The organism is Bradyrhizobium sp. AUGA SZCCT0105 (assembly GCF_018129565.1).
Lineage (GTDB): Bacteria > Pseudomonadota > Alphaproteobacteria > Rhizobiales > Xanthobacteraceae > Bradyrhizobium.
The window spans coordinates 1-25,932 of record NZ_JAFCMK010000016.1 but is presented as its reverse complement, the minus strand read 5'-3'; the positions used below and the strand labels follow the sequence as shown (position 1 = coordinate 25,932).

The following is a 25,932-nucleotide window of genomic DNA, read 5'->3' as shown; positions in this document are numbered from 1 at the left end:
GCTCAATTCCTGCGCTAGTATCAGTCCACCGACTACCAAAAGGGCAGAGCATTGGAGGGAAACTCCTTATGTCCACTTTAAGATGCCTTGTTGCCATCGTGGAGTTGATTATGGCGGCGGATCCGAGCTTTGCCGATGATCGTGAGAATGTAATCGGCATCTGGAAACTAGTTTCTCAAGAAATTGAAATTCAAGCCACCGGGCAAAAAGAATCCGTCTTCGGACGCTCCCCTACGGGATATGCAATTTTCACGGCTGAGGGCCGTGTAATGTTTGTTCTGACTGCAGAGGGGCGCAAGCTACCACAAACGGTCGAAGATCGCGCCGATCTGCTAAACAGCATGGCCGCCTACACTGGCATGTACCGTCTCGAAGGGGACAAATGGATTACGAAAGTGGATGTTGCTTGGAACCCTGAATGGGTGGGTACCGAGCAAACACGCTTCTTCAAGTTAGACGGAGATCGTCTCCAAGTTACTTCGACGTGGCGAATAATGCCAAACTGGGCAGATAAGGGGATGCAGAGGAGCCTCCTTGTATTTGAAAAAGCGAAATAGAAGTTTGAACAGTCTACCTTCCGTATAGCCGGGGCTGGCTTCCAAGTATCAACCAAGCCGCGACTCGGTCAGATTAAAGCGGCCGGCGCGGAGAACCGCGATGGGACGAAAGCCACTCTCTGTCAGGAGCCGATAATATTCCCTTTCGGTCCGTTCCCGTCCACCTGGACCGCGCAGCATGTTTAAATCGCTCATCGCGCACGACCTGCCCGCGTCGTCGGTACCGGGCAATTCCGGCATCGCACGTTCGACCAATAGCAGCCTGCCTTTTTGGGGAAGCGCTTTGCGGCAGTTTCCCAAGATGATGCGGCTGCGCTCATCATCCCAGTCGTGAATAATGCTTTTCAAGATGATCGCATCGGCCACTGGAGGCACCGCGTGAAAGAAATCGCCTGCAACAAAGTCGACGCGGTCGGAGATTCCGAGGTGCCCGAAGTGCTGGTTGGCGGCGTCGGCGCACCTCGGCAGATCGAAAACCGTTCCTCTGATGGTTGAATATGCCATCGCTACCGCGCCCATGAGTTCCCCGGAGCCGCCTCCGACATCCATCAAGTGGGAGATCGTGCCAAAATCGTAGGTCTGCAGGAGATCGTGCGTGACCAGCCGTGTCAGGTCTGTCATGGCTTCATTGAATATCCGCACATGCTCTGGCGTGCGCGCCATCAGGTCGAAATTGTCGTCGACGTCCTGAAGTTGGGAAGCCGTCTTGCCCGACATAATCGAATCCAGAAGACCATCCCACCTCCTGGTCAGCATGGAGCCTTCAAAGATGACCCAGTTCTTGAATGATCGTCCCGCGGCATCGTCGAGTCCCGCCCCGAGCTCGGTTAGCAGGTAGCGGCCTTCACCGACGCGAGAGCAGATGCCGACGGTCGAGAGAGCGACGAGCAAGCGGACCAGTGCGTCGCGATCCGTGTGGGTTCGGCTCGCGAGTTCTTCGACCGTTCGCGGTCCGTCGCGCAGCAATTCGGCCAGTCCCAGCTTGGCAGCGACATAAATCACTGCCGTCACACGGTGCGATTGAACAAGATCCAACAACTTTTCGCGGTGATCGGTGGTCATGTGCCGCTCTAGTCCTCGATCGGGAATCCCGATGCCTCCACGATCGGCCCCCAGCGTTCGAACTCAGTGCGCTGGATATGTTTAAGTTCGTCCGATGTCGTTCCTGTTGGTTCGCACCCCATGGCATGAATCCTTGCGCGCATTTTGGGATCGCTCCCGATTGCAATGATCTCCTGTCCCAGGCGCTCCACGAACTGCCGCGAGGAATGGGCAGGCGCATAGAATGCGAACCACCCGGCCGCGTCGATATCGATCCCGCTCTCCTTCAAAGTGGCGGTCTGGGGCAGGAAGGAAGATCGCGCGGCGGCTGCGGTGGCGATGATGCGTATGCCACCGCCCCCATGTTGCTCCAGGAGTTCGGAAAGAAACGCCATATACACCGGGACCCGGCCGGCCAGCACATCGGGGAGGGCAGCGGGAGTACCCTTGTAGGCCGTGTGGCGTAGGTTCAGGCCTGTGATCCGGCCAAACTCGCCGCAGATGAAATGAGGTGCTGTACCTGCTCCGGGCGAGCCGTACACGGCCTGTGCGGGATTGGCCTTCATCCAGTCGATGAGTTCGTGCACCGAATGGATGGGCAGCTTGCCGCTGACCGCCAGAGCCAGGTCGACCGTCATCACCTGTGAAAGTGGCACAAAGTCGCGCTCTGCATCATATCCCAGGCTCCTGAAGAGATGCGGCTGAAGTGTGAATTGCGAAGCGGAAGCAAACAGCACTGCCTGCTCTCCCGGTGCGGCATTCTTGACCGCCTGAGCGCCGATGCGGCCGCCAGCGCCAGCAAGGTTGTCCACAATCGCCACCTTGCCGAGCCTGGTATGAAGCTGCTCGGCAAACAGCCGGGCGATCGAATCTCCCGACCCACCAGGCGCGAATGGAAACACGATCTTCAGCGGCTGGTCAGCAGCAATAACGGGGAGCGGAAGAGCCAGAGCCGAAAACCCGGCCAGCATGGCGCGACGCGAGTAAAGCTGCATGGCGTTCTCCATGTGCTTGGGACAGCAATGCGATGATCCGGCCGGCTTTCCATCTCGCTATTCTGAAGCAACAACGCTATAACCCGAAATTGCATTTACCTATCGGGCTATAACGTGAGGTGAATACTCATGCAGTGGCAGGACCGCATCGGCCGACGCCTGCGTCTCAAGGATCTGCATACGCTCCAGACTGTCGCAGAGGTCGGCAGCATGGCCAAAGCGTCTCACCGTCTTGGATTGTCGCAGCCGGCAATCTCCAAGGCCATCACCGACATGGAGCACGCCGTCGGCGCTGCGCTGCTGGATCGCACCTCGCGCGGGGTTGAACTCACTGAGTGCGGTCGCCTTCTTGTCGATCGCACGCGCGTCGCTTTCGACGAAATAAAGCTAGGTGTTACCGACATTGTACAAAGGTCAGATCCGGCGCAAGGGCTCGTTGCGATCGGTATAACGGAGCCGGTCACCGCGATCGTTACTGAAATTATCGGACATCTCGTCCGCAGATATCCAGGCATCAGGTATCATATCACGATAGGTGATCGGGATGCGCTGGAGCATGCCCTGCGCCAGAGAATCCTCGATCTCGCCATAACGCGTTGGGCGCCGTTGCCGGTCGCCGATGATTTGTCCGCGGAGGTGCTGTTTAGATCCTCCCTTGCGGTAATGGCGGAGCGACGGCATCCGCTCCTGCGATCGAAGAAGAAGTTGAAGCTCGCAGAACTTATGCAAGAGCAATGGACGCTCTCGCCGCCCGATTCTTTTTTGGGGCGTACCGGCGTCGAGCTATTTCGGCGACATAACCTGCCGCTTCCGCAAACGACCGTCACCACGATTTCAATCTACATGCGGTTGAATCTGTTGGCGAGCAGCCGGTTTATAACCCTATTGCCAATGCAGATACTCAGAATGCGATCGAGCAGCGCATGGCTGCGCGCGCTGAACGTCGATCTTGGCGATACCTCCGCCCCGATTGCCTCAATCACCTTGAAGGGGCGACGGGCCGGAGGTGCCGTCAAATTATTCCAAGAGGCCAGCCGGGAGGTCTGTAAGGCGCTGGTTGGAGTGAGCTGATTGGTCCGAGCGGATTGTTCATCAGCGGAACTGACGAGTTTATGAGTACGAGTTTATGAGTACGCGCCCTAGATTTCCCGCCTCGTCGGTCACTTTCATCCGCCATTCCACGCCCGGCTTTAGCCCACCATCGATGTCCTCAAAGAGTTGTCCAGCAGTGATGGTGGCCTCCTTCCAAGCGGCATCCTTGTCGGGAAGGTTCTCGCCGATTTCGTCCGGGAGATCCCGGTCCCCATGCTGGATGTGAAAAAAGATACCGAGGTATTTAAGGCAACGTGATTGGAGCGATTACGCTGCATCTGGCGGGATAATTTTTACTTCTGCGCTTGTACCAAGCGTATGGTGGCGGAACCGGACAGCTTCCTGCCTGGAACGGGAACCTCAGATGCCGATCGAAATGATGATCCGCAAATTGCGGCAGCACTCTGAACGCCCCAACGACGACATGGAAGCCCTTCGGTCCATCGTAACGTCCGTGAAGAATTTGCCGGAAGATACGCCAATCATTCACGATGGGCAACTTAGCACTCAATGCTGCGTCATCCTGAGCGGCTTCGCCTATCGATCGAAAGTCTCGGAAGATGGTAAGCGGCAAATCCTGTCATTCCACATCGCGGGCGATATACCCGATCTTCACAGCCTGCCGCTGAAGCGGATGGACCACGACCTGACCACACTGTCGACAGCGCAGCTTGGCTTTATAGATCACGATGCGCTCGAAGGGACGGTTAGTACGCGACCGGCTTTGGCCCGGGCGCTCTGGCGCGAGTCGCTTGTTGACGCGGCGTTGTTCCGGCAATGGATCGTCAATCTGGGCACACGATCGGCATCGGGACGTATGGCCTATTTGATTGCTGAATTGCGCCAGCGGCTTGGAGCGATGGATATGGTCGCCAACGAGCAGTTTGACTTTCCGGTTACTCAATCGAAGCTGGCTGACGCGCTTGGACTGAGCGTCGTGCATGTCAACCGCGTCCTCCAGGCGTTCCGAACCCAAGGCACTCTTGATTTAAGGCGCCGGACCGGTACGCTTGGCGACCTCGAAAAGATCGTCCAACTCGGCGGATTTGATAGCCTTGAGGACTATATTGGGGCGGCCAAGTAACTCGCCAGATCGGGCATCCGCGTCGTGACGATCGCGCCCGAAATCTTCGAGACGCCGATGATGGCAGGCATGATGCAAAGCGTTCAGGACACGCTGGTCACGAACGTCCCGTTCCCGAAACGTTTGGGACGGCCGGCGGTACGCCGCACTTGTCGAACATCTTTGCCAGAACGTGATGCTCAACGGCGAGACCATCCGCCTCGACGGCGCGCTCCGGATGCAGCCGCGCTGAGGTTCGCCAAGAACGGAGGGAAGACCATCGACGAAGGCTGCCTGGCGAACGGACCAATCGAGAGAACTTAACAAGAGAACACGAAACAACGCATTCGAAGAATGCGCTCAGGGACACCAATGTCTCGTACAAGGGGAGGAATACATGACTTACGTTGAAGCAATGCCGCGAGCGGCGACAATGACCGACAAGGACAGGCGCGTGATCGTCGCGGCCTCTCTCGGCACGATCTTCGAATTCTACGACTTTTTTCTGATTGGCCTGCTCGCGACGGAGATCGCGAAGGCGTTCTTCTCAGGCGTGAATCCGACCGCCGGATTCATTTTTACCCTGCTGGTTTCGCCGCGGGCTTCATGCTGCGGCCCTTCGGCGCCGAAACGATTAGCGAATTCCGTGTTTGCTGATTGCAGACGTCCGCTGAAGCGCGGTTGCGCCACCAGCCGTTCACTGGCTTAACGCAAAGCATGTTCCGGCCAAGAAGCTCAATAGCTGGCCGCGCCACACGTCGCAATGCAAGGACCCCGCTGAAATGCTGTCTGCCCCCAGAACCCAGCGTCCATCGGCAGGCGCACCAGTTGCCCGGCGTGGGTTTTCGCTCTCTGACGCGTTAACGCGCTTTTTGAATTGCGTGAGTGTTTCGCGCGGTCTTTGTAGGTCGAAGCGCAGGCCATGCGATTGATAGCGCTGTGAGTCCACGTTTGCCGACAGCCCTGGATTGGGGTCGACGAAATATGACAACGTTACTTTCAGTTCGACTGGCTCGTTTTCTAACCCTTCGAGCAAAGCACCCGGTATCGGCAAATTGTAGTAGTGGCACTCGTTGAATTTGCGGCTTCCCTCCAGCTGGAACGAGCACCGCGCGCCCGCGCATTCTTCGCTACCGCAACGATACCTTACCTCGGCACTCTCCGAAGCCGATCGTGGCGTAGCCCCTCCGCTCGCATGAGGCGGTCAGAATGACTTCGTCGCCGTCCTCGAGAAATGTGCGCTGCTCTCCGGATGGCAGAGAAACGGGATCCCGTCCGCCTTGCGTCGTCTCAAGCAGAGCTCCGCAGCTATCCCGCTCGGGACCGGAGATGGTCCCCGTGCCCACGAGATCGCCCGGTTCGAGATTGCATCCATTGCTGGTGTGATGAGCAATGAGCTGCCTCGCCGTCCAGTACATGTGCCGCGCGTTGGAACGAGCCAGTCGAAACCGCGCGAGGCCGGCGGCTCTCATCTTGGGAGTCTGGATATGGACATCGAGCCTGATGTTGAAAGCCCCGTTTGACTGGTCGGAAATATCGAAGAGGTAATGGAGGGGAGCTGGATCGCCCTGCGATCGAGACGGCTGCTGGATTCGAAACGGCGCAAGCGCCTCCGGCGTGACGATCCACGGCGAAATGGGTCGCCAGCTTTCGTCCCGACATCCGCGCGATTATTACCTCTCTGCCCCTTCGCCGACGATTTCGAAGGGAGCCCAGAGCGCCGGGTAGCTATTTATCGAGAGGGACGTGTCAGCGAGGTAAGCCAGCATGGCACGGCGTAGCGCCTCGGCGCGGCCGAGCTTGGGATCGGCACGCAGCAGATCGAATGTCGCGGTGGTCAGCCGGGTCGCCGCCCGACTCTCCACAGACCAATGCGACACCAACAGCGCGCGGGCGCCGGCATAGAAGAATGAACGCGCCAGTCCAGACAGCGCCTCGGCGCCGGGCTTGTCGCCGGCAACCGTGTTGCAGGCCGACAGCACCACCCAGTCTGCATTGAGCTTGAGCTGAGCGATCTCGCTGGCGGTGAGCAGCCCGTCATCCGTGCCGGTTGCCTGCCGCGGCATGGTCAACGCCAGCGACGGCTCAGCCAGCCCCTTCACCTCGCCCGCCACCAGGCCGTGAGTGGCAAAATACACGACGCGGTAGTCCGACAGCGCGACGCGCTTGACCGTGTTCTCGTTTGCCGCTTCGCGCAGGTAGATGTCGTCGGAACTGGCCCCTAGCGAAGAAGCCACCCTCTTGAGCTCGTCGGCCGTATCCGGCAGCCGAGGCAGTGCCTTGGCAAGCTCGCCGCGATCGATCGAAACGCCTTTCCAAAAGGCAGTGTAGCTGCGCGTTACCCCGCGCGCATCGGCGGTCCGCGGGCCGGCAGAGTTGCGTTCGACCTCGGCGTTAAACACCGGGTCGCCGAACCCGATCATCGGCTTGCTTGCCTGGTCCTTGCGCGCAAATACCCGCAGCGCCTTGAGGCTCGACACCGACGGAAGGACTGTCGCGGCCTGCCGCTTGATCAACCAGGCCGCATCGCGATAGGGCGTAAACGTCGCTGCTGTCACGGCGCCCTCAAGCCGTGGCGTTGCGACGCTCGGCTTCTCGGTCACCAGCAGGTGGAACGGAAGCGCGGTGAGTGCCCCCGAGGGCACGACCAGCAGATGCCGCTTGGTCTTGATCAGTTCCTCCACCGGACCGAGCAGCGTTTGATACAGCTCGTAAGCTCGTTCCAAATCGAACAATCCGGGCCTAATCGCCTCGCAATCGGTGCGCGCCAGCCCGCGCTCGGCATTCTCGGCACACTCCTGCGCGACCGCATCGCTACAGGCCACGCGCGACAGGCCACGCTTCTTTGCTTCATCTTCGCTGCATTCGAGGCGGGCCAATCCGCGGGCCACCGCATCGACTTCGAGCCCGCGCCGGAACGCTGCAACCTTTTGCGACACCGCCTCGGCGCCGAGCGGGATTGTTTTCCAGTCGAATGCATCCTTCGTCAGCGCAAAGACATAACTCTCCGTCTCGCCACTCAGGAACAGCACCAGAGCTTCGTTATCCGTCAATAAAGCTCGGATCTCCCCGGGCTGGAGCGGCTTTGGAGATGTAAGCATAGCGTATTGTGGAAACTCCTGCTCGACCCGGGCCGCAATGTCTGACAGATTTGCTTGTGTTTCTGCGATCTGACCGCGAACGCTCTCGGCAAGCTCGCCCTGAGCCGGCGATCCCGACAGCGCCCTGATGAGTGCCTTGTCTCGGTCCCGCAACGTTGCCGCGAGATCCTGACTTCGGCGTACGAGCTCTCCGAGCGTGCCGCCGTTTGCGACAAATCGTACGCCCATCTGCTGAAGGGCGGCTGCTGCAGCAGACTGGACCGCCCACTGCGCCGACTCTAGGGCCTCACGGCCGAGCTTCTCGGTAGGTTCGATCCTTTGCCTGGCGGCCTGTTCGAGATTGAACACGTGGCGCGTAAATACGCTCTGCCAGATCGGGGCACGATCTCGAGCCGATCGGCCGCCCAATGAATGGGCGGAGCTGAGTTCAGCTCTGACCAGGACATCCACCGCCTTGCGCGACCAAGACAGTGCGGAGCGTGTTTCGCGCTCGGCAGCCGCATTCCGCGCCAATTGATCTAGCGTCTCGACTCCGACCGCGTCGGATACCTGCCTATCGATCGACATCGAGCGAAGCAGCAAAGCGTTCCCTTCGGAATACCTGCCTTCCGCACTGAGAATGCCACCCAGATTGGCAAGCCATCCCGCCACATCAGGATGACTCGGACCAAGGCTTCTTTCTCCGATGGAGACGGCTCGTCGTGCGAGAGGCTCTGCCTCGGAGTATCTGTGCAGTTTCGTATACAGAGACGTCAGATTGACCAGCGCGCGGGCCAAGTCAGGGTGGAGCGGACCTAGGGCCTTTTCCAAGAGCGTGACTGCTCGCTTATGCAGCGGTTCCGCCGCCGCATATTTTTCATGATTAGTGTACAAGCGCGCGAGGTTCATAACGGCCAGTGCGTTGCTCGGGTGGAGCTCGCCCACCGCCGACCCGTAAACGGTGATCGCGCGCTGCAGTAATCCTTCGGCATCGTCGAACCGTCCCTCTTCGTTGTACACGTTCGACAAAACAACGAGGCTGTTCGCCATTGCATCAGTATCAGGCCACCGTCGCTCGTAAATCGCTATCGCCCGCTTGAGGAGCTGCTCAGCTTCTTCCACTCGACCTAACCGATCGTTGTACAGGATCGCGAGGTCATGCAATGCGACCGGGAATATGATGTCGTCGCCGCGATCACTGCGCTCCTCGTAGGCGGCGATAACCTGCTTGTACGATTGCTCGGCCTCCTGAACCTTTCCGAGATTCTCAAGCAAATTGCCGAGGTTTAGGATGCTATTCCATCGTTCCGTCGCGCAGTAGCTATTGCCGCACTGCTTGAAAACATCCAAAGAACGACGTATGTAGGCTTCTGCATCGCTGTATTTTCCTAGTTCGCGTTCGAGGTCTCCAAGGTTGTTCAGTAGATCTCCGAGTGATCCCATGATCGTTTTGTCACCGCTGCGAACGAACCGGTTGATAATCACAATTCCCTGTTTGTACGCCCTTTCCGCGTCGACGAATTCCCCACGCGCTTTAAGCACGTTTCCGAGCTTCAAGAGAACAATGCCGTAAACCGCGTTGGTGTTACCTAATCGTGTTCTTACGAGCGCTTCCAGCTTTCGCGCCTCCTCCAGCGCCTCGTTGTAGTTGCGTGCGCCGTAGAAGTTATCCAGCCGAGCTTCGATGGCATCAATTTGCTGGCTGATGGCTTCCGGAGCAGCTCCCCTTCCTTGCGGCAAACCGGCGTCCGGCAATGCAATCCCGAACACAACCGAAAGACCCACACCGATGAGGCCTGCCACCAATAATTGGCGATAAGCGGCAACCCTTGCGGTAACCCGATGATTCATTTTCTTCCCGTCGCCTGCGACTTCGAAACTGGCTCGCGGCTCAATGACCGCTGGCTGACTTGTGATCATCGCGTGTATGTCGAAGCGTCTCCGAAGCACGGCGCCTCCTCAAGGTTGACCCCACATTTGAGAACCCACTTGCTAAACGCAGATTTTCCCTTCCACCCAAAGCCAACGTTCAGAACATCAGTTCGGTCGCCGGGGCCTCACGTGTCTTTCGAAGCGAGCGATAGCGGAGACGCGATATGGCCTGCGACCAGGATCAAACCATTTTGGTCGCGTAGCGCAAACATAAACGGCTTGTCGGCGCTGAATTTTACAAATTCGGTCATGGCCGAGCGCGTCGCGGCCACGGCAGTGGCGGCGGCCGCCTCCGTTCCCTCCTCGTCGACCTTGACACGCTTTTGGACCTTTGTGAGCGGCAGTTGTCCGCGAGCATCAAAGAATATCACATTGGCAATCGCAAAAAAGGGCCGCCCCGGCGAGACCGACCTGTCGGTTTGCGCAAGCCGTCAAAATCAATAGAGAACTGCGAACCCTCGGTGAATCCCAGAATCTGATGGAGGCTACGACGCAATTGCTCGTCGGCGCCAAATTCGATCACGCCTAGCGCACCGGCTAGGCTCGCAGGCGACACGATGATGTTTGCACTTGTATTGTTAGCCGCCAGTCTGCTGATCAGCCGCGTGGCGAGCGCCGTCTGGGCTGTGACAAGTCGTCCGGCGGTCGCGCTGACGGCGGCACCAAGGGGACTCGAACCGGCGGCGATGGCGGTGGCAGCCACGAACGTTGCAGCAATCAAACGCGACCCGGCATTGCGGAGCATTTGTTCCCCCTCTCCCGGAGTATCCTACTGAACGACGGTGTACTTCGCGACGGCAACAGAGACACGCGGACGGTCCGACTCGGGTCCAGCCTGATCGCGCGCACTTGCTGCGCGAAATTCAGTGATGAAGCCGAGCACATCTGCACGGGCCGTAAAGACACGCGGCTGACCAGGAGAGTTCAGCCACTTGATAGGCCGGTCGACGAGAAAAGCATAGACTTTGCCTTCGCCAAGAGGAGGCCGCATGACGAGCCGAAAGCCCTCGTAGACATTCTTGGGGTTTGGGATCAGGAACGGGCTGTTCGGCGAAATCCGGTTGGCTTCCTGGCGACGTCCGTTGAGTGTCCGCATGGAAGCTTCATTGGGATAGATCTGCATCATTGACCCATCCGGCCGGGAGTCGATCAGGACCAGATAGCCAGCCTCGCGCGCGGTCACGCGCAGCTGAACGCTCTGCCCGAGTTTGAGCTCGGAGCCTTGCACGAAACTGACGGTCAGATCGGAACTGTTCTTCGGCTCGAATGCCTGATCGGCCACCTGTTGCGTCTCGGTTGACGGTTGATCCTGGTCAATTCCAGTCTTCCGCTTGATCCAGGTGTTGGCGTATTCCGACACGCGGGTGTAGACGCCAGGAAGGCCAGGTATGGCGCAGCCGATCCCATTACTCACAACACCGACCTGAAACCATCCGCCGGTCGCCTTCTCATCGCGAACGACAAGAGGACCACCGCTGTCGCCCTGACACGAGTCCTTTCCGCCTTCTTTCAAACCAGCGCAAATCTGGCGCTTGTCCATCCAAGGGAATTTGTTTGAACTTCGGCACTCCTCCCATCCCACGAGGGGCAATTCAACCTGCCGAAGCTTGCGTTCGGGAGGTAACGAGGTGGCGAAATTATCCTTCGTGACTTGCTCGCCAGTGTCGGCGAATACGAAGATCTCTTTGCCCTCGGCGTCCTTTTTTGGCGCATGCGTTGCTGGATCAAGTGGTTGGACTATCGATCTGACGGAACCAAACCCGGTCACAAGAGCTGGTTTGCCCGGCGTCTCGAGCCCCGCCGCATTCTGCGGCCGCGCGAGCGGCACAGGCGCCGACGTTGCCTCTGAGGCGAGCTCAATCAGCGCGATATCGTCTTGATTGTTTTCGCCGGCCTTGTAGCCCTCATGAATAATGACGCGCTTGACGCGGCGCTGCTGGCCGCAACCCGGGCAGAGCTGCTTGGTGCCCTCGACGATAAAGAAATCGTCGACAGGATCGAGCTTGTACTTCGGCATATCGTTAAAGCAATGCGCAGCGGTCAGTACCCAGCGCGCGGAAATGACCGCCCCCCCGCATGTCTGGTCAAACTTATTCTTCGTCGTTTTCTTTGCTTCTCCCGTTATTTCATTTTTCTCCGTCGCGCGTTGGAAGATCGCAATCTGCCACGGCCAGTCGGCGCCCGTCGCGACCACGCCGCCAACGATCCGCGAGCTGTCCTCGATTGCGGCGCTTTGCCCGGGGGTCTGCGCAACCGCAGCCGTGACCATGATGACGCTCGCCAGGACTGTGAGAATCCATCGCTGCCGTTTCACTTCCCGACCTCCTAAATGCATTAGCGAGCTGTGAAGATGCTGGCGAAGCCAATCCTTGTCTCATCCGTCTGGGGAAGATTCTGACGCAGAGCCTGAACCGCCCGAATGGCCGCCTGGTGCTCATCCAACCCTTCGATCTCTTTCATCAAATTTGTGAGAGGCTGATCGGATACGACCGCAACCACGGTATCGGCGCCGAAAGGCGTTCCCACCTTGACGGGAAGCCGCCATGTCGCGGATCTCACTTGCGTCGAGTCTCTCTTGCTGAATTGCGGATAGAGGAATTGCACTGCCCCCGTACCGCTGATGTTGAAAATGACGGCATATTTGTCCTGGATGTCGTGTGCCTCGATTGTCAGCACTTCCTTGTCGTGGTGAAGCCGGTCATTCGGAAGCAGCTGGATCGTTTGAGGCCGCCGCTCGCTCAGTTGCGCGACCTCGGAGATCGCCCGCACGCGGTCAACCACGTCAGGAACGTCCTGCGCCGAAACATCCTCGGCAACGACATCGCCGGCAACGATAGCCTCCCGCGTCCGCGAATCCCAAACCAGATCAGCGTCAACTACATCTGTTACAATCACAAACGGGGCAGACCTCGGATTGATGCCCTTGAGCGCCGAGACATCTCCATTGACGGCGACGCGGGTCGGTCTGTTGTTGTCCTTTACAGCAGCCTCGGAGGCGACCGCCGCCGGCTCGCCGCGCCAGACGGCGGCGTTGAGCGAACCTGCGCTGCTGATCGGCTCGGTAACAATCGTCTGCTTCTGCTTGGCGTACTGGGCGACGATCTGACGCGCATAGCCGAAGAGACTGCCGCGCGAAAGTTCATGTTTCCACGCAAGCCTGCCTTCAATCGCGCGGGCAACCGCATAGCTCAGCGCACCGCGCTTGGTTGACTGGCCCGGGATATCGACTTCGGGCGCTTTGCTGAACCTGTCGACCGCGGCCAGGAACGTGACCCGCTTGAAGCTGGAATCTTCGCGCGACGCGTCAGCCGGCTCGGATACAACGTCGAGCAACGCCGCCGCGGCGGCTCCGATTGCTGAAGTCCGGTAGCTGAGCTCAGCCGCGCGCGGATCGGGCTTGCGTGTCAACCCTCCGCCGTGACAAGTGTCGGCAACGAAGATGACATCGACGTTCTTGGCTTCGAGCCTTGCAAGGTAGTGTTTCATCTCAGGCCCGATGATCAGGTCGGGATTCGGGGCGTTCGAGCCGGGATCAAATCTTTGCAAGATATAGGCCTCGTCCAAGCCATCAGGCTTGGAATGCGGTACGCTCTCTGGCCGCTGCGAGCCGTGACCCGCAAAGCTGATGAAAACCAGATCCTTCGCCTGTGCTGTATTGACGAGCCGATCGAGTTCGGCCAGCACAACCGGGCGAACAGCATCCTGATTGATCAGAACCTTGACGTCGCTGACGCCGGCCTTGAGGAGCGCGTTGCTGAGATCTTTTGCATCGGCAACCGCTCCCTTGAGACGCCGTACGCTCGCGTAGTCGTCGATTCCGACGATGAGCGCGCGGACGTGTCCCCCGGCTGGAGCCTCGAGGCCGGCAGCCTCCGCCTGCGCACCGAGGCAAGCTGCGAGGGCGAGACTTGCGGCGAGAGCGACGGGTACAATCCGGCCCAAAGAAACCTCTCATTCCTGACCGGTTGAGCGCCGCCACTCGACACGGCGATTCAAGGCCCAGATATCTTCCTTCGACATTCCGGACGTGTCATCGATTTGCAGGGGATCACGCTTGCCCTTCGCGACCACCTTGATCACTGCATTGACGCCATGGCTGGTCAAATAGTCCTTCACGGCGCGGGCGCGCTTCTCCGACAGCCCCATGTTGTAGGTGTCCGTACCACGCTCATCGGCATGCCCGACGATGGTCACTTCTGCCGGTTGTTGCGCCTTGATCGCGGCAGCGAGTTCTTCCGCTGCCTGTTCACCAATCGCCGTCATCTTGGCAGAGGCGGTCTCGAAGTTGATAGGGACAGGAATGCTCTCCGGCGTCGGCCCTCGCGTGTTGATCGAATACATGCCGGCAACTTCGCCACGGTCTCCCTTTGCGACCTGAACGTAACTGGCGCCCGCGCTCTCCTCGTTCGCGGCAAGGAGGCGCGCCTGCCCGGCCCGGCCGTACATTCGCTTCACAATCGACGATTCAACGGGGGTCGGCGTCAGAGCGTGACTATTCGCGATGTCGATCGCTTGCTCATACGCCCGGGTTGCATCGACAAATCGGCGCTGCGAGAACCGCAGATCGCCGATCGCCAGCGAGGCGCCCCAAAACAGTCCAGGCTCGGCGGCGCTTGCGAGCAGAGCTTCACGCTCAGCTTCGCGGCCGGGTCGTTCGAGAAGTGCTTCCGCCGCCGTGGTCTCGAGCAGCACTCGCTGAAGACGGACCCGGTTGGTAAGTGGCCCACACACGGCGTCCACGGCAATCTTCGCCTCTATGGCTTTGGCTGCCGGGATGTCTTTGTTCTGAACGGCTTGCCTGAATGCCGGTAGATACGAGCAATCGTCAGCCAACGAGTACGTAGCTGTCAGGAGCAAAATCAGCGGCACGAACGCGGTCGGCCGGAGCGACATTTTCCTGGTCATGTAGAGGCCTTTTTTTCCTGCAACGACATCGTCTCGGGTCCTCAATGAGGTCCAGATTAGAAGCGGCTGCGGGGGATGAGGCTGACCACCATTGGCGACGTGCAGACGGCGGCCGAGCCGCCGGGTTCTCCCCGTTCTTTGATCTCATCGGATTTGATGTCCCGGTTCAAGAGGCGGTCAGCCGTCAGCGGCGTGAATCTGCTGATTTTCTCTCATAGTCCCGGCTACTGCACCCGCCTCGCAATCCACTAAATCCGCCTGACGAAGCCGAGCCCGGCTTTTGCCGCTTCTGCGATATCGTGCGTTCCTTCGCTGCCATACTTGAACCCGGCGGACAGGGCCATCACCCTCTCTTCGGGGGTGCCATGATGACGGGGCGAGTTCACGTCCGAGTCACCCATGTTGTAGAGAATGCCGCCGACGGAGTTCAGGTCGAGTTCCGGGTGCTCGGTCTTGCGCAGCGAAAGGTAATAGCCCGAGAGGAAGTCCGCATGGAGTTCGAGCGGCTTGGCGGTCTTGTCCAGAGCTTTGAACTCGTTCTCGTAACCGCCCAGCATCTGATGGACGTGGCCGAATTCGTGGGCACAGACTGCGATCACCGTGATGCCGCCGTCGCGCACACGTGCCATCAACTTACCGAACAGATGCATGCCCATCATCACCGTCCCGGTACCGCTGTCCAGCAGCGTCTCGCGCAACGCAAAGGCGTTGGGATGATCACCGTCATCGAAGAAGGCGAATCCCGGGCTGACGCGGAAGGTATTCGCGAGCCGAACGAGTGCCGCACCGAGGAAGCGGTCGGTTTCGGCGTCACCCGAACTTGTCGCGTACCGAATCGAGGTCGTGTCGTTGGGGCCACGGTCGATCGCGCCAAACCGCAGGCCGCAACAGCCGCAGGGCTTTGCGATGCGCACGGCAAGTGCACGGACAGGCAGATTAGCAACCGGCAGCGCGAAGGCGGCCGACACGGCGCCAAGCAGCATCGAACGGCGGTTCAGGATATTCATGGTCATCCTCCATTGCTGATATGGAGGAGACGTGCGGAGTGGGCCTAATTGACAGGGCCGGATCAGATTTTTCCGCGGCGCCGCGGCGCAGCGCAGAAGCTCTGCGCGAAGGATCCGGCGAGCGGCTCCCCGCCACTGGCCAATTCCCAGAGGATCTTGCAGATCAACTCGCGCGCATAACGGCGCAACACATAGCCGTCCTGCCGGAACGCAGCACCGATTTCGGGTGGCGTCTTGCCGCTCATCACCATGGCAGCGACCTCAACCGATTTGGGCGGCAAGCGATCGAAAATCGCGTGCAACAGCTGCTTCCAGGCCAGTTCCTCCTCCTGGCCAATGCTGTCACGGTCCTCGACCTGCTGGATGGCGGAGTCGTCGTCGCGCGCCTCGGCGTCGGATCGGGCGGTCGCGGAAGCAACGTCGCTCAGAGGGACTAGCCGGCTCTGGCGGCGCCGGTCGATGAGCGCGTTGCGGATCGCGACGTTCACGAACGCCGCCAGATTGTCGGGCTCCTGCTCACCGTCGGCCCAACGTTGATAGAGCCGCATAAGCACGTCCTGGATCGCTTCCTGAACGTCCTCGACGGTGCCAAGACGTGCGTGCTGCCTTACCAGGGCTGTGTAGTTGTCGCGGAAGAAGCGTTCGAGCCGATCTGCAAAATCGGCAAGGGCCGCCTCGCGCGCCGCGTTGCGATTGCGGCTTTCTAGCATCACGGCTGCGGCTCTCGTGGATTGCCGAAAAATATGAAGTAGGATCCGGCCGGCAGCACCGCCTCGTAGCGCAGCTGTCGGCGCAATCTACCAGCCTCATCGGCGCGATCCGTGCCAACTTCAGGGTCGATCTCACGCACCGAGGCGACCGCCCTTTGGTCATCGGCGGCAATGACAAGCATCACGACCGGTGCACGATCGGCCGGGTAATTCTCGAGCCGCGCCAGCACCCGCCGCTCAGGTCCCGCGTCGTCAACAATGACCGACGCCGTGATGCCCGATACTGGATCGGTGCTGTCCGCTCGCATCGCGTCCCCCGCCAGACTGCGGGTCGCGCCGGCTATAGTTGGAGCGAAGTTCCAGGCGTCTGGCGCGGCCGGCAGCAGCCCGCTAGCCGCCTCGGTGAGGACCTGCGAGGTCCGCCGCGCCTCGCCCAGCACGACCTGGAGCGCCGATTGAACGTTGGAAAGCCAGCCCGCACGCCGCAGATTGGGCAAGTTTTCGAGCGCCGCCACGACCCGATTGCGTGCCGCAGCTTTCTCCTGGATGCGCGTGAGACCGGCGCGCAGCCTTTCCGCCGCCGCGTCGATTTCTTGATTCGAGAAGGAAATGGCTTCGGCCCGCTCCTGGAGAACGGTGTTGATCAGCGCGGTGAGGTCAGGAAGCTTGGCCATTCTGCACCAATCTCCGCGGGATCGTCAGGCCGGGCCGGGGAACCTGCACCTTGACGAGCCAGCAAGGCGTTTTGACATGAACGGCCATTTTTTTCTACAGCCAATTTCCCAGCAGGACGAAGGGTGCCCAGTGGTAGGGATGGGTATAGGCGCCGCCGCTCAGGAGCGAGAGCTGCGCAGCCTGCAGGGCGGCGGCCTTGCTGCGGCCCTCGCGGCGGGCACGGTAGAACGCCTGCATCAAGGGCGCGGTGCTCTCGTCGGCCACCGGCCACAGGCTCGCGATCACCGCCTTGACGCCGCGCTGCTGCACCAGCGCCGCAAAGCCCTCGAACTCGCGGCCGTTCTCGGACCCGCCGCCCATCGCAGTCTCGCAGGCCGACAGCGTCATCATCTCCAGCCGATGGAAGTCGAAGCTAACATCGCGCAACCTTTGCAGGGTCAGGGTCGTGCCGTCGCCAAGCAACAGGTGCGAGTTCAGCCCTTGCGCCGGGTTCAGCACGAAATGGCTCGCCACATGCACCGCCTCGTGCGTGTCGAGCGCACTGGCGAAGTTCTGCTCGTTGAACGCCTCGTCGAGGCGGATCGTACCCGGATAGATGCCGGCCTCGCCGGGGGCCGTGCGGACAATCCCGGCGAGCTCCTCGCGCACTGCCATGAGGCGGCGATAGCCCGGCACCTCTCGGCTGACCCCGAAACCTGCGACCTGCCATTCGGAGGCGCCGCGCTGGCGGAAGCCGCCATGGGCCGCGAGCGTCAGGATCGAGACCGCGAAGTACTCGGCAAGGTACCTCGCGCCGTCGTGCAGCACCGCGAACGGTAGGTAGCGCAGTGTCCCGTAAGGGACGACCATCAGGGTGGTAATGCTGATCTCTTTGAGCCGCTCGAAGACCGGGGCGATCAGATGCCGCCAGAGCGATTGCGAGGTACGGCTGACGTCATCGTCGAGGCGCTGGTCGATGGCGAGGCGTAACTCGTGCACCAGCCGGTTGATGGCACGCTCGGAGATCTCGGCCTCGCGGCTGAGCTGGAAAGTGGCGGTGGTAAGGATGATCGATACCTTGTTCTCGCCGAGCACGTAGCTCAGAAGCGCGACGCCCGGCCCGAGCGCACGCAGCTCCCCTTGCATCCGCTCCAGCAGATCGAAGTTGAGCACGGCGCTGTGGCGATTCTCAGCGCTGCCCGAAGCCCCTGCCGCAACCAGCTCGCCACGCAGGCCGTCGAGCCAGGCACGAAACTCGCGGCCCGCCGCATCGAGCGCGGCGCGCGCGGCCCTAAGCTCCTGTTCCTGCCCAGCGCTGCGGTCCGCAATCTTGCGCAAAGCAGCGACCTGTTCGGCGAGCCGCGCGAGGTCCTGCTCCAGCCCATCGCCGTGGCGCTTCCATTCGGTCTCTAGCGCCGTGAGCTGTGCAAGTGTGAGACGCGGATCATTTCCGGTATCGCGTCGCAGCAGGTCGAATAGCTCCTCTTCCTTCAGCATCGCGAGCACCTGCTGCGCTTCGCCGAGACGCCCCGCCTCGATCAGGCGATCCGACAGGTCACGGTAGATGTCTTGCTTGGTGTTCAGGAACGATCGCTGCAGCTCGGGGTCCAGATCGGTCAGCTTCGCCCGCTGGCGCTGAACAGCGTTCACGGCCTGCTTGCCGAAGAAGATGGCGACATCGCCCTCGCCTTTCGCCGCCTTCAGCAGACTAAGCGCGCGATACGCGGTCGCCAGATAGACGGTATTATTGGGTAGCAGCGCAATTCTGAGTGCTTCTTCCAAGAATTGCCCGGCCCGGTCGAACGCCCCCTCGCGACGATCTAGCGCAGCCAATTCGCATAACGGTTCACAGAGCAACGGATGCAGCTCGGGCAGCGTCCCGCGCCACATCGCCAAAGCCTTCTCGAAATAATCCCGCGCCGCGGCGTGGTCGCCCAGCTTGGCAGACACCAGCCCGAGATTGTTGAGGCTGCCGGCCACATCCGCGTGCGTCTCGCCGAGGCTCTGCCGGTTGATCGCCAGCGCCTGCAAGTAATAGTCGCGCGCGGCGGTGTGGTCCCCCAGCTCGGTCGATACGGCGCCGAGATTGTTGAGACTCATGGCCACGTGGGGATGAGTTTCCCCGAGAGTCTGCCGCAAGATCGACAAGGCCTGCAGGTGATAGTCGCGCGCTGCGGCATAGTCCCCCAGATTGATCGATTCCGTGCCAAGGTTGTTGAGGCTCATGGCCACGGAGGGATGGGTCTCGCCGAGAGCCTGTCGCAAGATCACAAACGCCTGAAGCTGGTAGTCGCGCGCCGCGGTGTGGTCCCCCAAATGACCCGATACGTTGCCGAGACCAATGAGGCTGGCAGCAACGTCGGGATGCGTTTCACCCAACGCTTGCCGGCGAAGCGCCAAGGCCTGCAGGTGATAGTCGCGCGCGGCTGGGTAGTCGCCCATGTGACGCGACACGCTCCCCAGATTGTTGAGGGTTGTCGCCACGTCGGGATGCATCTCGGCCAGGCTCTGCCGGCGAATCGCCAGCGCCTGGAGATAGGAGTCCCGCGCCGCGGAGTAGTTGCTCAAACTGTCGAACACGACGCCGAGATTGTTGAGGCTAGTCGCCACGTCTGCATGCGCTTCGCCCAAAGCTCGCCGGCGGATCGCCAGCGCCTGCAGGTAATAGTCGCGCGCCGCGACGTAGTCGCCCAAATGACCCGACAAGTTGCCGAGATTGTTGAGGCTGGCTCCAACGTCGGGATGCGTTTCCCCCAAAGCTTGCCGGCGGATCGCCAGCGCTGCCTCGAAGCGCTCCTTTGCGGTGACATAGTCGCCGGCGCCGAACGCCATGCCACCCTCGGCCACCAGGTTTGCCGCCCGCTCGATCTCGGCTTCCATCGACCACCCCATGGATCGAGGGCGCGCCTTAGGTGGCGCGCCCTCTCCGGCTCGGTCCCTTGCGGTGCAGTCTACCGCGTTACCGGGACGCGGTCTGCTGGTACTTCACCATCGCATCGATCACTGCCGCCGCATCGGCGAGCTTCGAAATCTCGAAGCGGTATCCGCCGGCATTGATCACGGCCGTCCGGCCCCGGTACAGCACTTCCAGCACGCGCTGGTTGACATCTGCGACTTCCAGCATGCCCTTCTCGTTCACGGTTGCCGTGCCGCGGAAGCCCTCGCCGTCGACCTCGAAGGTCATCTGGACCTCCTGGCCGGACTTGAACTCCCAATTCGGCCGCGACAGCATCAGGCCGAGCTTGCCGCTCGGGTAGATCAAGACCCCGAACTTGGCGCCATTGGTGAACTCATCGACAATCAGGGCGCCCTTTCCGATGGCGACCGCCGTCCAGCTGCCTTGGCGGGCGACCACGGGCGGCTCGTCGGGACGGGACGGCCGCGCTGCTGACGTCGTGGAGTTACGGCATTCACCGAAGTAGCAGGTTTCACCTGGCGCGGCCTTGGCCGGAGCGAATGAACCTGCGAGTGCCGCCGCGAGGCTGAGGGCGATCAAGGCGGTGCGAGACTTGCTAGACATGGAAGATACTCCTCGAATGGTTCGGCTACACCATGCAGCCGATGCGTACCCACTCGACGGGGAGCCACCCGCATTTTGACAAATGTCGCCGGGAGGCCAGTTCCGTGCGGCTGTATTCTGATCGGATCGACAGTGGAGAAATTGCCTTCGCAAGCATGGTGGCGGGTCGTTCATCGCGCTTCTTGGCAGCATTGCGTGGCTATTGATGGGATGACCTAGGAGGGAAACTACTGTTGCACGCAGGCCATTGCGGGAGGATCAGAGAGGGGCGCAGTATCGAAGCTGCCGACCTCCAAGAGATAAATCGGCGGATCAGGTAACGGCCCCAGCACCGGCCCCTTTCCCCAGGGCCTCCAGCGGTGCTGGGGTCGTTTCTGGATGGCTTGTCGAGCAGGCCAGCGACCAGACAGCGACTGCCGCGGCCCGCGCCTAACCGGCGCGGGGCGTGAACCAGCGGGCCAGCAATTGAAAAGCGACCCTGGCGCGGGGAACGCCAAGGTCGCCACTTTCAACTCCCGGTCGGGGGGGCGCCAGATTGCGGGAGCCATATGCATGACTCCCGGCACTGCCACTTGTTCCCGGTCCCACAACGGGTGACAAGGCGTAACAACAGGTGCCCCGCCCCGCTTTCAATCTCCGGCGCGGAGCGTGGAATTAGGACACTAATTTCGGGAACAAGTTGCAACTCCAGAAGCTATTCGCCAATCGTTATGGAGTGGGACAGTTCCACGGCCTCAGCGCTCTTTCCGGCGTGCTGGGGCCGTTGTTTTGCGCGTGAGCAATCCCTGACAATCAAAAAAATAGCAACCTGGGCCTAGGCACTGACGTTTGCTCGCGCTTGGGAATTTTTCAGGGCCCAGGTTTTTGGAGTGAACGCCGCCGGGCATGTATTTCTGAGACCGGCGGCGTACTTTTTTTACGGGAGTGGATCGCTAGGAACCGACGTCTTCTACAATTGGTTGGAGAACACGGGCAGCGCGTATATCGACTGGCACTGTGGAAGCCATGATGATGCACAAGGACGCGATCATGGACGAGCTAAGGCAGATTGAGCTCGATGTGGTCCAAGGCGAAAAGCAGCTCGCGGACCTCGAGGCGCTCCTAATTGAATTGAAGCGGCTGAATGAAGACACGACCGGAGTTCAAGCCGGGGTTGACTTGAGGCGCAAAATTCAGCTCGAGCGGGATCAGAGCCGCCGATGCCTACTTTCGCTTCTACATCCCTAGCGCTTACCCGTATCGCTCGGGTTGGCGTGCCCCTAGGTGGGGCAAAGCCTGATGACCTCGTGGTCACCGAGGAGGAGTGCTTGTGGACTATGAGATCGCTGGCGCCTTCAAGCGTACCGCAGCCTTCGACCAACGGAATCGGAAGCCCGCCTCACGCTGAGCCGGGTGATCTGTCAAAACGCCAGTCAGTACCCGAACCAGCCGGCGTCACGCGCTTGAGTTCGTCAAGAACGTCGGGGCCACGCTGCATAGGGCGTCTCTGGAATTGGCGGGTGGGTTAACCACGCCTGACATAGAACATTGACCAAGCCATAGCTATGCCTGCCGGATAATCAGCAATTGCTTAGCGGCTTCACTCCCTGCCGATTTGGCGCGATCGTAGAGCGCCATGGCCCCGAAACACCACCTCACCCCGCTCTCAGGCAGCGATGGCAAAGCGCTGAAGAAAGAACTCGCGCGCGCACGTGCGATGACATCGATGCTCGCCGCACGCTCGCAAGAGAAGCGCGCCGACGGGGAAGCCCTGATCCGTGAGGCCGACGAGCTTCTGTGCCAGAGCTGGAACGAAAAGATGTGGCCCGATGGCGGACCGATCGACCCCTCGCCGTCGATCGACCAGGCCGTCAACGCCGGCTATCCTTGGCTCGAGATCAAGTGCTCAGGGTGCAAGACGCCCCGCGCTGTCGACCTCGCCGCCCTGCCCCACGTCGGCACGACCCACGTTCACGATCTCGCCGGCCGGCTGCGGTGCCAGAAGTGCCGCAAGGCCGGCAAGCGGCCGGCCGCCGAGCTGCTGCAGTTGTGGCAGCGCAGCCCGGTTAGCCCGGTTGGAGGCGAGACGTGACCGGGCTGACACTCCGAGCGACAAAGAGCCGGCTCGAGAGAAATGGAACATCCTCTACGGCGACGTCTGCGTGGGCCCGATTGGGCTGCGCGCCGGCGTCCCGAACCATGCCGATCAATGGGACTGGAGGTGCGGCTTCCATCCTGGTTGCGACAGGTCGACGGGCGGCCCGGCCGGGACCTTTGAGCAGGCGCGCGCGGCGTTCGAGGCCGAATGGCAGCTGTTACTGCCGACCCTGACAGAGGCCGACTTCCAGGCCTGCCGAGACCAGCGCGACTGGGCCGAGCGCAAGCAGGCGATGTAGCCGCGCGGCGAGAAACTGCCTTCTCAGCAGCCATCGTCGCTGATGCGCTGTCCTTGCGGCGCGACGTTTGATAGCCACCGGCCAGACGAGAGCCACGTCCATCGCCAGCATATCTATGCCGCGCAGAAAAATTCGCCGATGATGATGAAGGGCGACCGCCCCTACGCCGATCCCTAAAAGGCCGCCCGCAGGATCATGGAGCGCTCGAGCGTTCGAGCCGATACAGGATGGTGTTCGAGTAATCGATCTAAGGATACAAGATCACGCCAAAGACCAGCACCGCGGCCGCGACACTCAAAAATCCAATGATGAGGGCCCAATCTCGGCGTTCGTCCGTCATGGTTCATCTTAATGGCGGCCCAGCCCCCGTAGAGAGCTGGGCCGCAGGTCCCACTCCTCAACACAAGCGCCATCCTAACGACGTAAACTACCACTTGTTCCCGGAACAGGAGCCGGGCTGAGGCCAGACGTACCCGACAGAGCTGCTTCAATGTCCGAGGTAATTATCATTTTTCCCCGGATGTCAGCAGCAGGAACTGTCGAGAGGGCCGAGCGTCGAATCGTCGCTTCCGGCCATTCTGGCGCCCCCCGACGGCTGGAAGAAACCCGCCCCGTCGGGTTGGGGCCCCCTGGTTGGGGCCGCTTCATTTTTGGCAATCGACTAGACGGCTACGCTACGGCGATGCGCCTTTAGGACGCACAGCTTTGGGCTCCCGCTTTCTAATGACCGCAAGCCGGTTGCTCACCGGGCGCGGTGGCAAGTGGTAGTATTGCCACTTTGTCCCAGCATTGAAATGGAGACCTCTAATTCCAGCTTGCCTCGCTCCCCCATCCGGTGTGCGATTAAGCTGACCAATCTGACGCGGGACTGGCCATGGCCCCAGCAACCGCCTCCCCAGGCCCCCAAAGTTGCTGGGGCCATTTCTGGTTGCGACCGACCACGGCCGCCGGTGCCCTCACTGGATCAAGGTCAAAAGCCGAAGGCATCCGGCGATTTCGCGGAGGTTCGAATGAAAACGGTCTGGATTTACATCGACACACACCGGATAGTGGGAGACGAAAATCATCTCAAGGTGTTTGATACAATCGAAGCCGCCGAAGCCTGGCTCAAGGTGAACGATTCCGAGGGAGTGGCGTTCGAGTACCCGGTTTTGGGACGTGTCCGAACGCCCTCAAGGACCAATTCCCGCCTCGATCGCCACGGGACCCTGCTCGCGCTTGCGATGGCGGCGATCGTCATCTTGGCAGCCGTACTTCTAATTGCCGCGTGAGGCACTGCCGCGCGGTCCGGGCAGCTCTGGGATTTCAGTGTCCCCAGCTCAGGGACGAAAACGCCCGATGGGCATGTATTTTAGGACCTGGTCGAAGAATTGTCGCCGCGGGTTCGCAGTGAGACTTTGAACTGGGCCTTCACTGCAACCGACATCGGACCGCGGCCCAATTGCTCAGCGATTTTGCCGGTGGGTAATTTGCCCGCCAAAGCTTTTAGCTTTTCGATTTCTTCGGCGGTCCAGCGACGGACGGGCTTTATCATCTTGCTAAGCGAAAGTTGGCCCAAAATCTCTTAAGCAGAAAAACACCAAAAGGTTCCTAGGCCCCCGTCGCGTACAAAACCGGCGCGGCGCGCGAACCGGCGGCCCAGCAAATGAAAAGCGACCCTGGCGCGGGGAGCGCCAAGGTCGCCACTTTTGACTCCCGGTCGAGGGGGCACCCGATTGCGGGAGCGTGTGTGGATGACTCTCCCCGTTGCCACTTGTTCCTGACGATGGCGTCCGCCCACTCTCAGGTTTTGGCGCACGTTAAATATAGCAACTTGTGCATTGCACTGACGTTTGCGTCCGCTGGGATTTTTCAGGGCCCGGGTTTAATGAACGCCGCCGGGACGCTATATTTCGAGCCCGGCGGCGTACTTTTCGGGGTTTGCCCAATGGCGTCTCCAATATCTAATGACAAAAAGTTTCTGTGCCCGATTTGCGGTGAGGTCGTGCTGACCCTTTCCGCCGCGAGTGCTGCGTTTGCGTCACGCGCGATATCTGACCTCACTTGCCCAAATGGACACAGACTCGGAATCACACCAAAGGGCAAGGTCGTGGTTACACGATAACCTCCGCGTGAACGAAACACCATTTCGACCGCCTCGAAGCGAGCGCGAAACGAACCGCGCGCACGCTCCCTCCAGCACCAGAAGGGGAGCGACGGCCATGATGAATTCAGTGTGGATGCGTAAAGCTCGTTTCGCGGTGACCGCGGCTTCATTGACCTGCGCGATGATATTGTTCGCGATGGCTGCTCCCCATTCCGTCTCGAGTGGAGCGCTCGGCAGCGATTGGCAGTGCAGCAATCCGGATTCGTTTTAACGACGTGCCGTCCGACGTTATAGGCTGGGTGGCATCGCCAACAAAAAACCCTATACATCAAAGGGATTTGCAGCTTTCGCAAGCGGGAATTAAGTGTTCTCATGCGAGAACATTTGCGGGGCAATGCTGGAATTTGCCAACGTTGGTGGCACCGAATCCCCGGAGAAATCCCCGGAGCAATTTCGCTGTGCGGAACGTTTGCATCTCAACAATAGAAGCGCTCTCATGAGGTATGGCCCCGAAACATCACCGACGCCCAAGGCGCTGACGAAAGAGCTGGCGCGCGCCCGGGCGGTGACCACGATCCTCGCCGCCCGCGCAGCCGAAAAGCGCGCCGCTGGCGAGGCCTGATCCGCGAGGCCGATGACCTGCTTTGCCAGAGCTGGAACGAAAAGATGTGGGCCGATGGCGGACCGATCGGACCCGTCGCCGTCGATCGACCAGGCCATCAACGCCGGCTATCCGTGGATCGAGATCAAGTGCTCGCGGTGCAAGACACCGCGCGGTGTTGACCTCGCTACCTGCCCCACGTCGCCACGACCCACGTTCACGATCTCGCCGGCCGGCTGCGGTGCCAGAAGTGCCGCAAGGCCGGCAAGCGGCCGGCCGCCGAGCTGCTGCAGTTGTGGCAGCGCAGCCCGGTT

The 25,932-nt window shown here is 60.6% G+C and carries 22 protein-coding genes and 3 pseudogenes; 10 read left to right on the top strand and 15 right to left on the bottom strand.

All coding sequences use genetic code 11. The annotated features are described in order from the left end of the window. Window positions 1-68 precede the first annotated feature (68 nt). The gene (locus tag JQ573_RS37675) at window positions 69-557 is read left to right on the top strand and encodes a lipocalin-like domain-containing protein (RefSeq protein ID WP_212320219.1); all 489 of its coding nucleotides are present in this window, start codon (window positions 69-71) and stop codon (window positions 555-557) included. Between the two features lie 48 nt (window positions 558-605). On the opposite strand, the gene JQ573_RS37670 is transcribed toward JQ573_RS37675, so the two are convergent. After that, window positions 606-1,619, bottom strand: coding sequence for a methyltransferase (locus JQ573_RS37670; RefSeq protein ID WP_212320222.1), 1,014 nt, complete (start codon window positions 1,617-1,619; stop codon window positions 606-608). Window positions 1,620-1,627: 8 nt separating this feature from the next. Beyond that, the gene (locus tag JQ573_RS37665) at window positions 1,628-2,593 is read right to left on the bottom strand and encodes a tripartite tricarboxylate transporter substrate-binding protein (RefSeq protein ID WP_212320224.1); all 966 of its coding nucleotides are present in this window, start codon (window positions 2,591-2,593) and stop codon (window positions 1,628-1,630) included. Window positions 2,594-2,722: 129 nt separating this feature from the next. On the opposite strand from JQ573_RS37665, the gene JQ573_RS37660 reads away from it, so the two are divergent. Further along, a complete protein-coding gene (locus JQ573_RS37660; protein ID WP_212320226.1) occupies window positions 2,723-3,664 on the top strand; it encodes a LysR family transcriptional regulator in 942 nt (313 codons plus the stop codon). A gap of 39 nt (window positions 3,665-3,703) precedes the next feature. Here JQ573_RS37660 and JQ573_RS40965 read toward each other — a convergent pair whose 3' ends face one another. Beyond that, on the bottom strand, window positions 3,704-3,874 hold the full coding sequence (locus JQ573_RS40965) for a DUF6894 family protein (RefSeq protein ID WP_409364740.1): 171 nt from the start codon (window positions 3,872-3,874) through the stop codon (window positions 3,704-3,706). Window positions 3,875-4,049: 175 nt separating this feature from the next. Between JQ573_RS40965 and JQ573_RS40830 the strand changes: the two genes are divergently transcribed. From JQ573_RS40830 to JQ573_RS37650, 3 genes and pseudogenes are all read left to right on the top strand, one after another. After that, window positions 4,050-4,769, top strand: coding sequence for a Crp/Fnr family transcriptional regulator (locus JQ573_RS40830; protein WP_212320228.1), 720 nt, complete (start codon window positions 4,050-4,052; stop codon window positions 4,767-4,769). Further along, window positions 4,770-5,001 (top strand): annotated as a pseudogene (locus JQ573_RS40445) (3-hydroxyacyl-CoA dehydrogenase); the annotation flags it as partial. It abuts the gene before it with no gap. Window positions 5,002-5,145: 144 nt separating this feature from the next. Beyond that, window positions 5,146-5,375, top strand: a pseudogene (locus JQ573_RS37650) (MFS transporter); the annotation flags it as partial. A gap of 503 nt (window positions 5,376-5,878) precedes the next feature. Here the strand turns inward: JQ573_RS37650 and JQ573_RS37645 are convergent. The 12 genes from JQ573_RS37645 to JQ573_RS37590 form a co-directional block, all read right to left on the bottom strand. Next, the gene (locus JQ573_RS37645) at window positions 5,879-6,385 is read right to left on the bottom strand and encodes a fumarylacetoacetate hydrolase family protein (RefSeq protein WP_212320305.1); all 507 of its coding nucleotides are present in this window, start codon (window positions 6,383-6,385) and stop codon (window positions 5,879-5,881) included. Window positions 6,386-6,421: 36 nt separating this feature from the next. Then, a complete protein-coding gene (locus JQ573_RS37640) occupies window positions 6,422-9,748 on the bottom strand; it encodes a CHAT domain-containing tetratricopeptide repeat protein (protein WP_212320230.1) in 3,327 nt (1,108 codons plus the stop codon). Between the two features lie 137 nt (window positions 9,749-9,885). Further along, a complete protein-coding gene (locus JQ573_RS37635) occupies window positions 9,886-10,131 on the bottom strand; it encodes a serpin family protein (protein ID WP_212320232.1) in 246 nt (81 codons plus the stop codon). Next, window positions 10,128-10,505, bottom strand: coding sequence for a serpin family protein (locus JQ573_RS37630; RefSeq protein WP_212320234.1), 378 nt, complete (start codon window positions 10,503-10,505; stop codon window positions 10,128-10,130). The genes JQ573_RS37635 and JQ573_RS37630 overlap by 4 nt, the downstream gene beginning before the upstream one ends. Window positions 10,506-10,529: 24 nt before the next feature. Further along, window positions 10,530-12,074, bottom strand: coding sequence for a trypsin-like serine protease (locus JQ573_RS37625; protein ID WP_212320236.1), 1,545 nt, complete (start codon window positions 12,072-12,074; stop codon window positions 10,530-10,532). A 20-nt stretch (window positions 12,075-12,094) separates the two neighbouring features. Next, window positions 12,095-13,702 (bottom strand): caspase family protein, encoded by a 1,608-nt coding sequence (locus JQ573_RS37620; protein WP_212320238.1) that lies wholly within the window; start codon window positions 13,700-13,702, stop codon window positions 12,095-12,097. Window positions 13,703-13,711: 9 nt separating this feature from the next. Beyond that, entirely contained in the window at window positions 13,712-14,665 is a 954-nt protein-coding gene (locus JQ573_RS37615; protein ID WP_212320240.1) for an OmpA family protein, read from the bottom strand. Between the two features lie 248 nt (window positions 14,666-14,913). Further along, entirely contained in the window at window positions 14,914-15,672 is a 759-nt protein-coding gene (locus JQ573_RS37610; protein WP_212320242.1) for a hypothetical protein, read from the bottom strand. Between the two features lie 62 nt (window positions 15,673-15,734). Continuing rightward, on the bottom strand, window positions 15,735-16,382 hold the full coding sequence (locus tag JQ573_RS37605) for an RNA polymerase sigma factor (protein ID WP_249132730.1): 648 nt from the start codon (window positions 16,380-16,382) through the stop codon (window positions 15,735-15,737). Continuing rightward, on the bottom strand, window positions 16,382-17,056 hold the full coding sequence (locus JQ573_RS37600; protein ID WP_212320246.1) for a hypothetical protein: 675 nt from the start codon (window positions 17,054-17,056) through the stop codon (window positions 16,382-16,384). Before JQ573_RS37600 ends, JQ573_RS37605 begins: the two co-directional genes overlap by 1 nt. Window positions 17,057-17,150: 94 nt before the next feature. Further along, entirely contained in the window at window positions 17,151-19,916 is a 2,766-nt protein-coding gene (locus tag JQ573_RS37595) for a tetratricopeptide repeat protein (protein WP_212320248.1), read from the bottom strand. A 79-nt stretch (window positions 19,917-19,995) separates the two neighbouring features. Continuing rightward, a complete protein-coding gene (locus tag JQ573_RS37590) occupies window positions 19,996-20,556 on the bottom strand; it encodes a hypothetical protein (protein ID WP_212320251.1) in 561 nt (186 codons plus the stop codon). A 1,008-nt stretch (window positions 20,557-21,564) separates the two neighbouring features. Between JQ573_RS37590 and JQ573_RS37585 the strand changes: the two genes are divergently transcribed. The 5 genes and pseudogenes from JQ573_RS37585 to JQ573_RS37565 all read left to right on the top strand — a co-directional run. Further along, complete coding sequence (locus JQ573_RS37585; protein ID WP_249132720.1) at window positions 21,565-21,783, top strand: hypothetical protein; 219 nt, start codon at window positions 21,565-21,567, stop codon at window positions 21,781-21,783. Between the two features lie 388 nt (window positions 21,784-22,171). Then, window positions 22,172-22,627: a hypothetical protein gene (locus JQ573_RS37580; RefSeq protein ID WP_212408792.1), complete on the top strand. Its 456-nt coding sequence runs from the start codon at window positions 22,172-22,174 to the stop codon at window positions 22,625-22,627. A 70-nt stretch (window positions 22,628-22,697) separates the two neighbouring features. Then, a complete protein-coding gene (locus JQ573_RS37575; protein WP_212408790.1) occupies window positions 22,698-22,931 on the top strand; it encodes a hypothetical protein in 234 nt (77 codons plus the stop codon). 1,010 nt (window positions 22,932-23,941) lie between these two features. Continuing rightward, window positions 23,942-24,202, top strand: coding sequence for a hypothetical protein (locus JQ573_RS37570; RefSeq protein WP_212320524.1), 261 nt, complete (start codon window positions 23,942-23,944; stop codon window positions 24,200-24,202). 1,311 nt (window positions 24,203-25,513) lie between these two features. Then, window positions 25,514-25,932 (top strand): annotated as a pseudogene (locus JQ573_RS37565) (hypothetical protein); the annotation flags it as partial.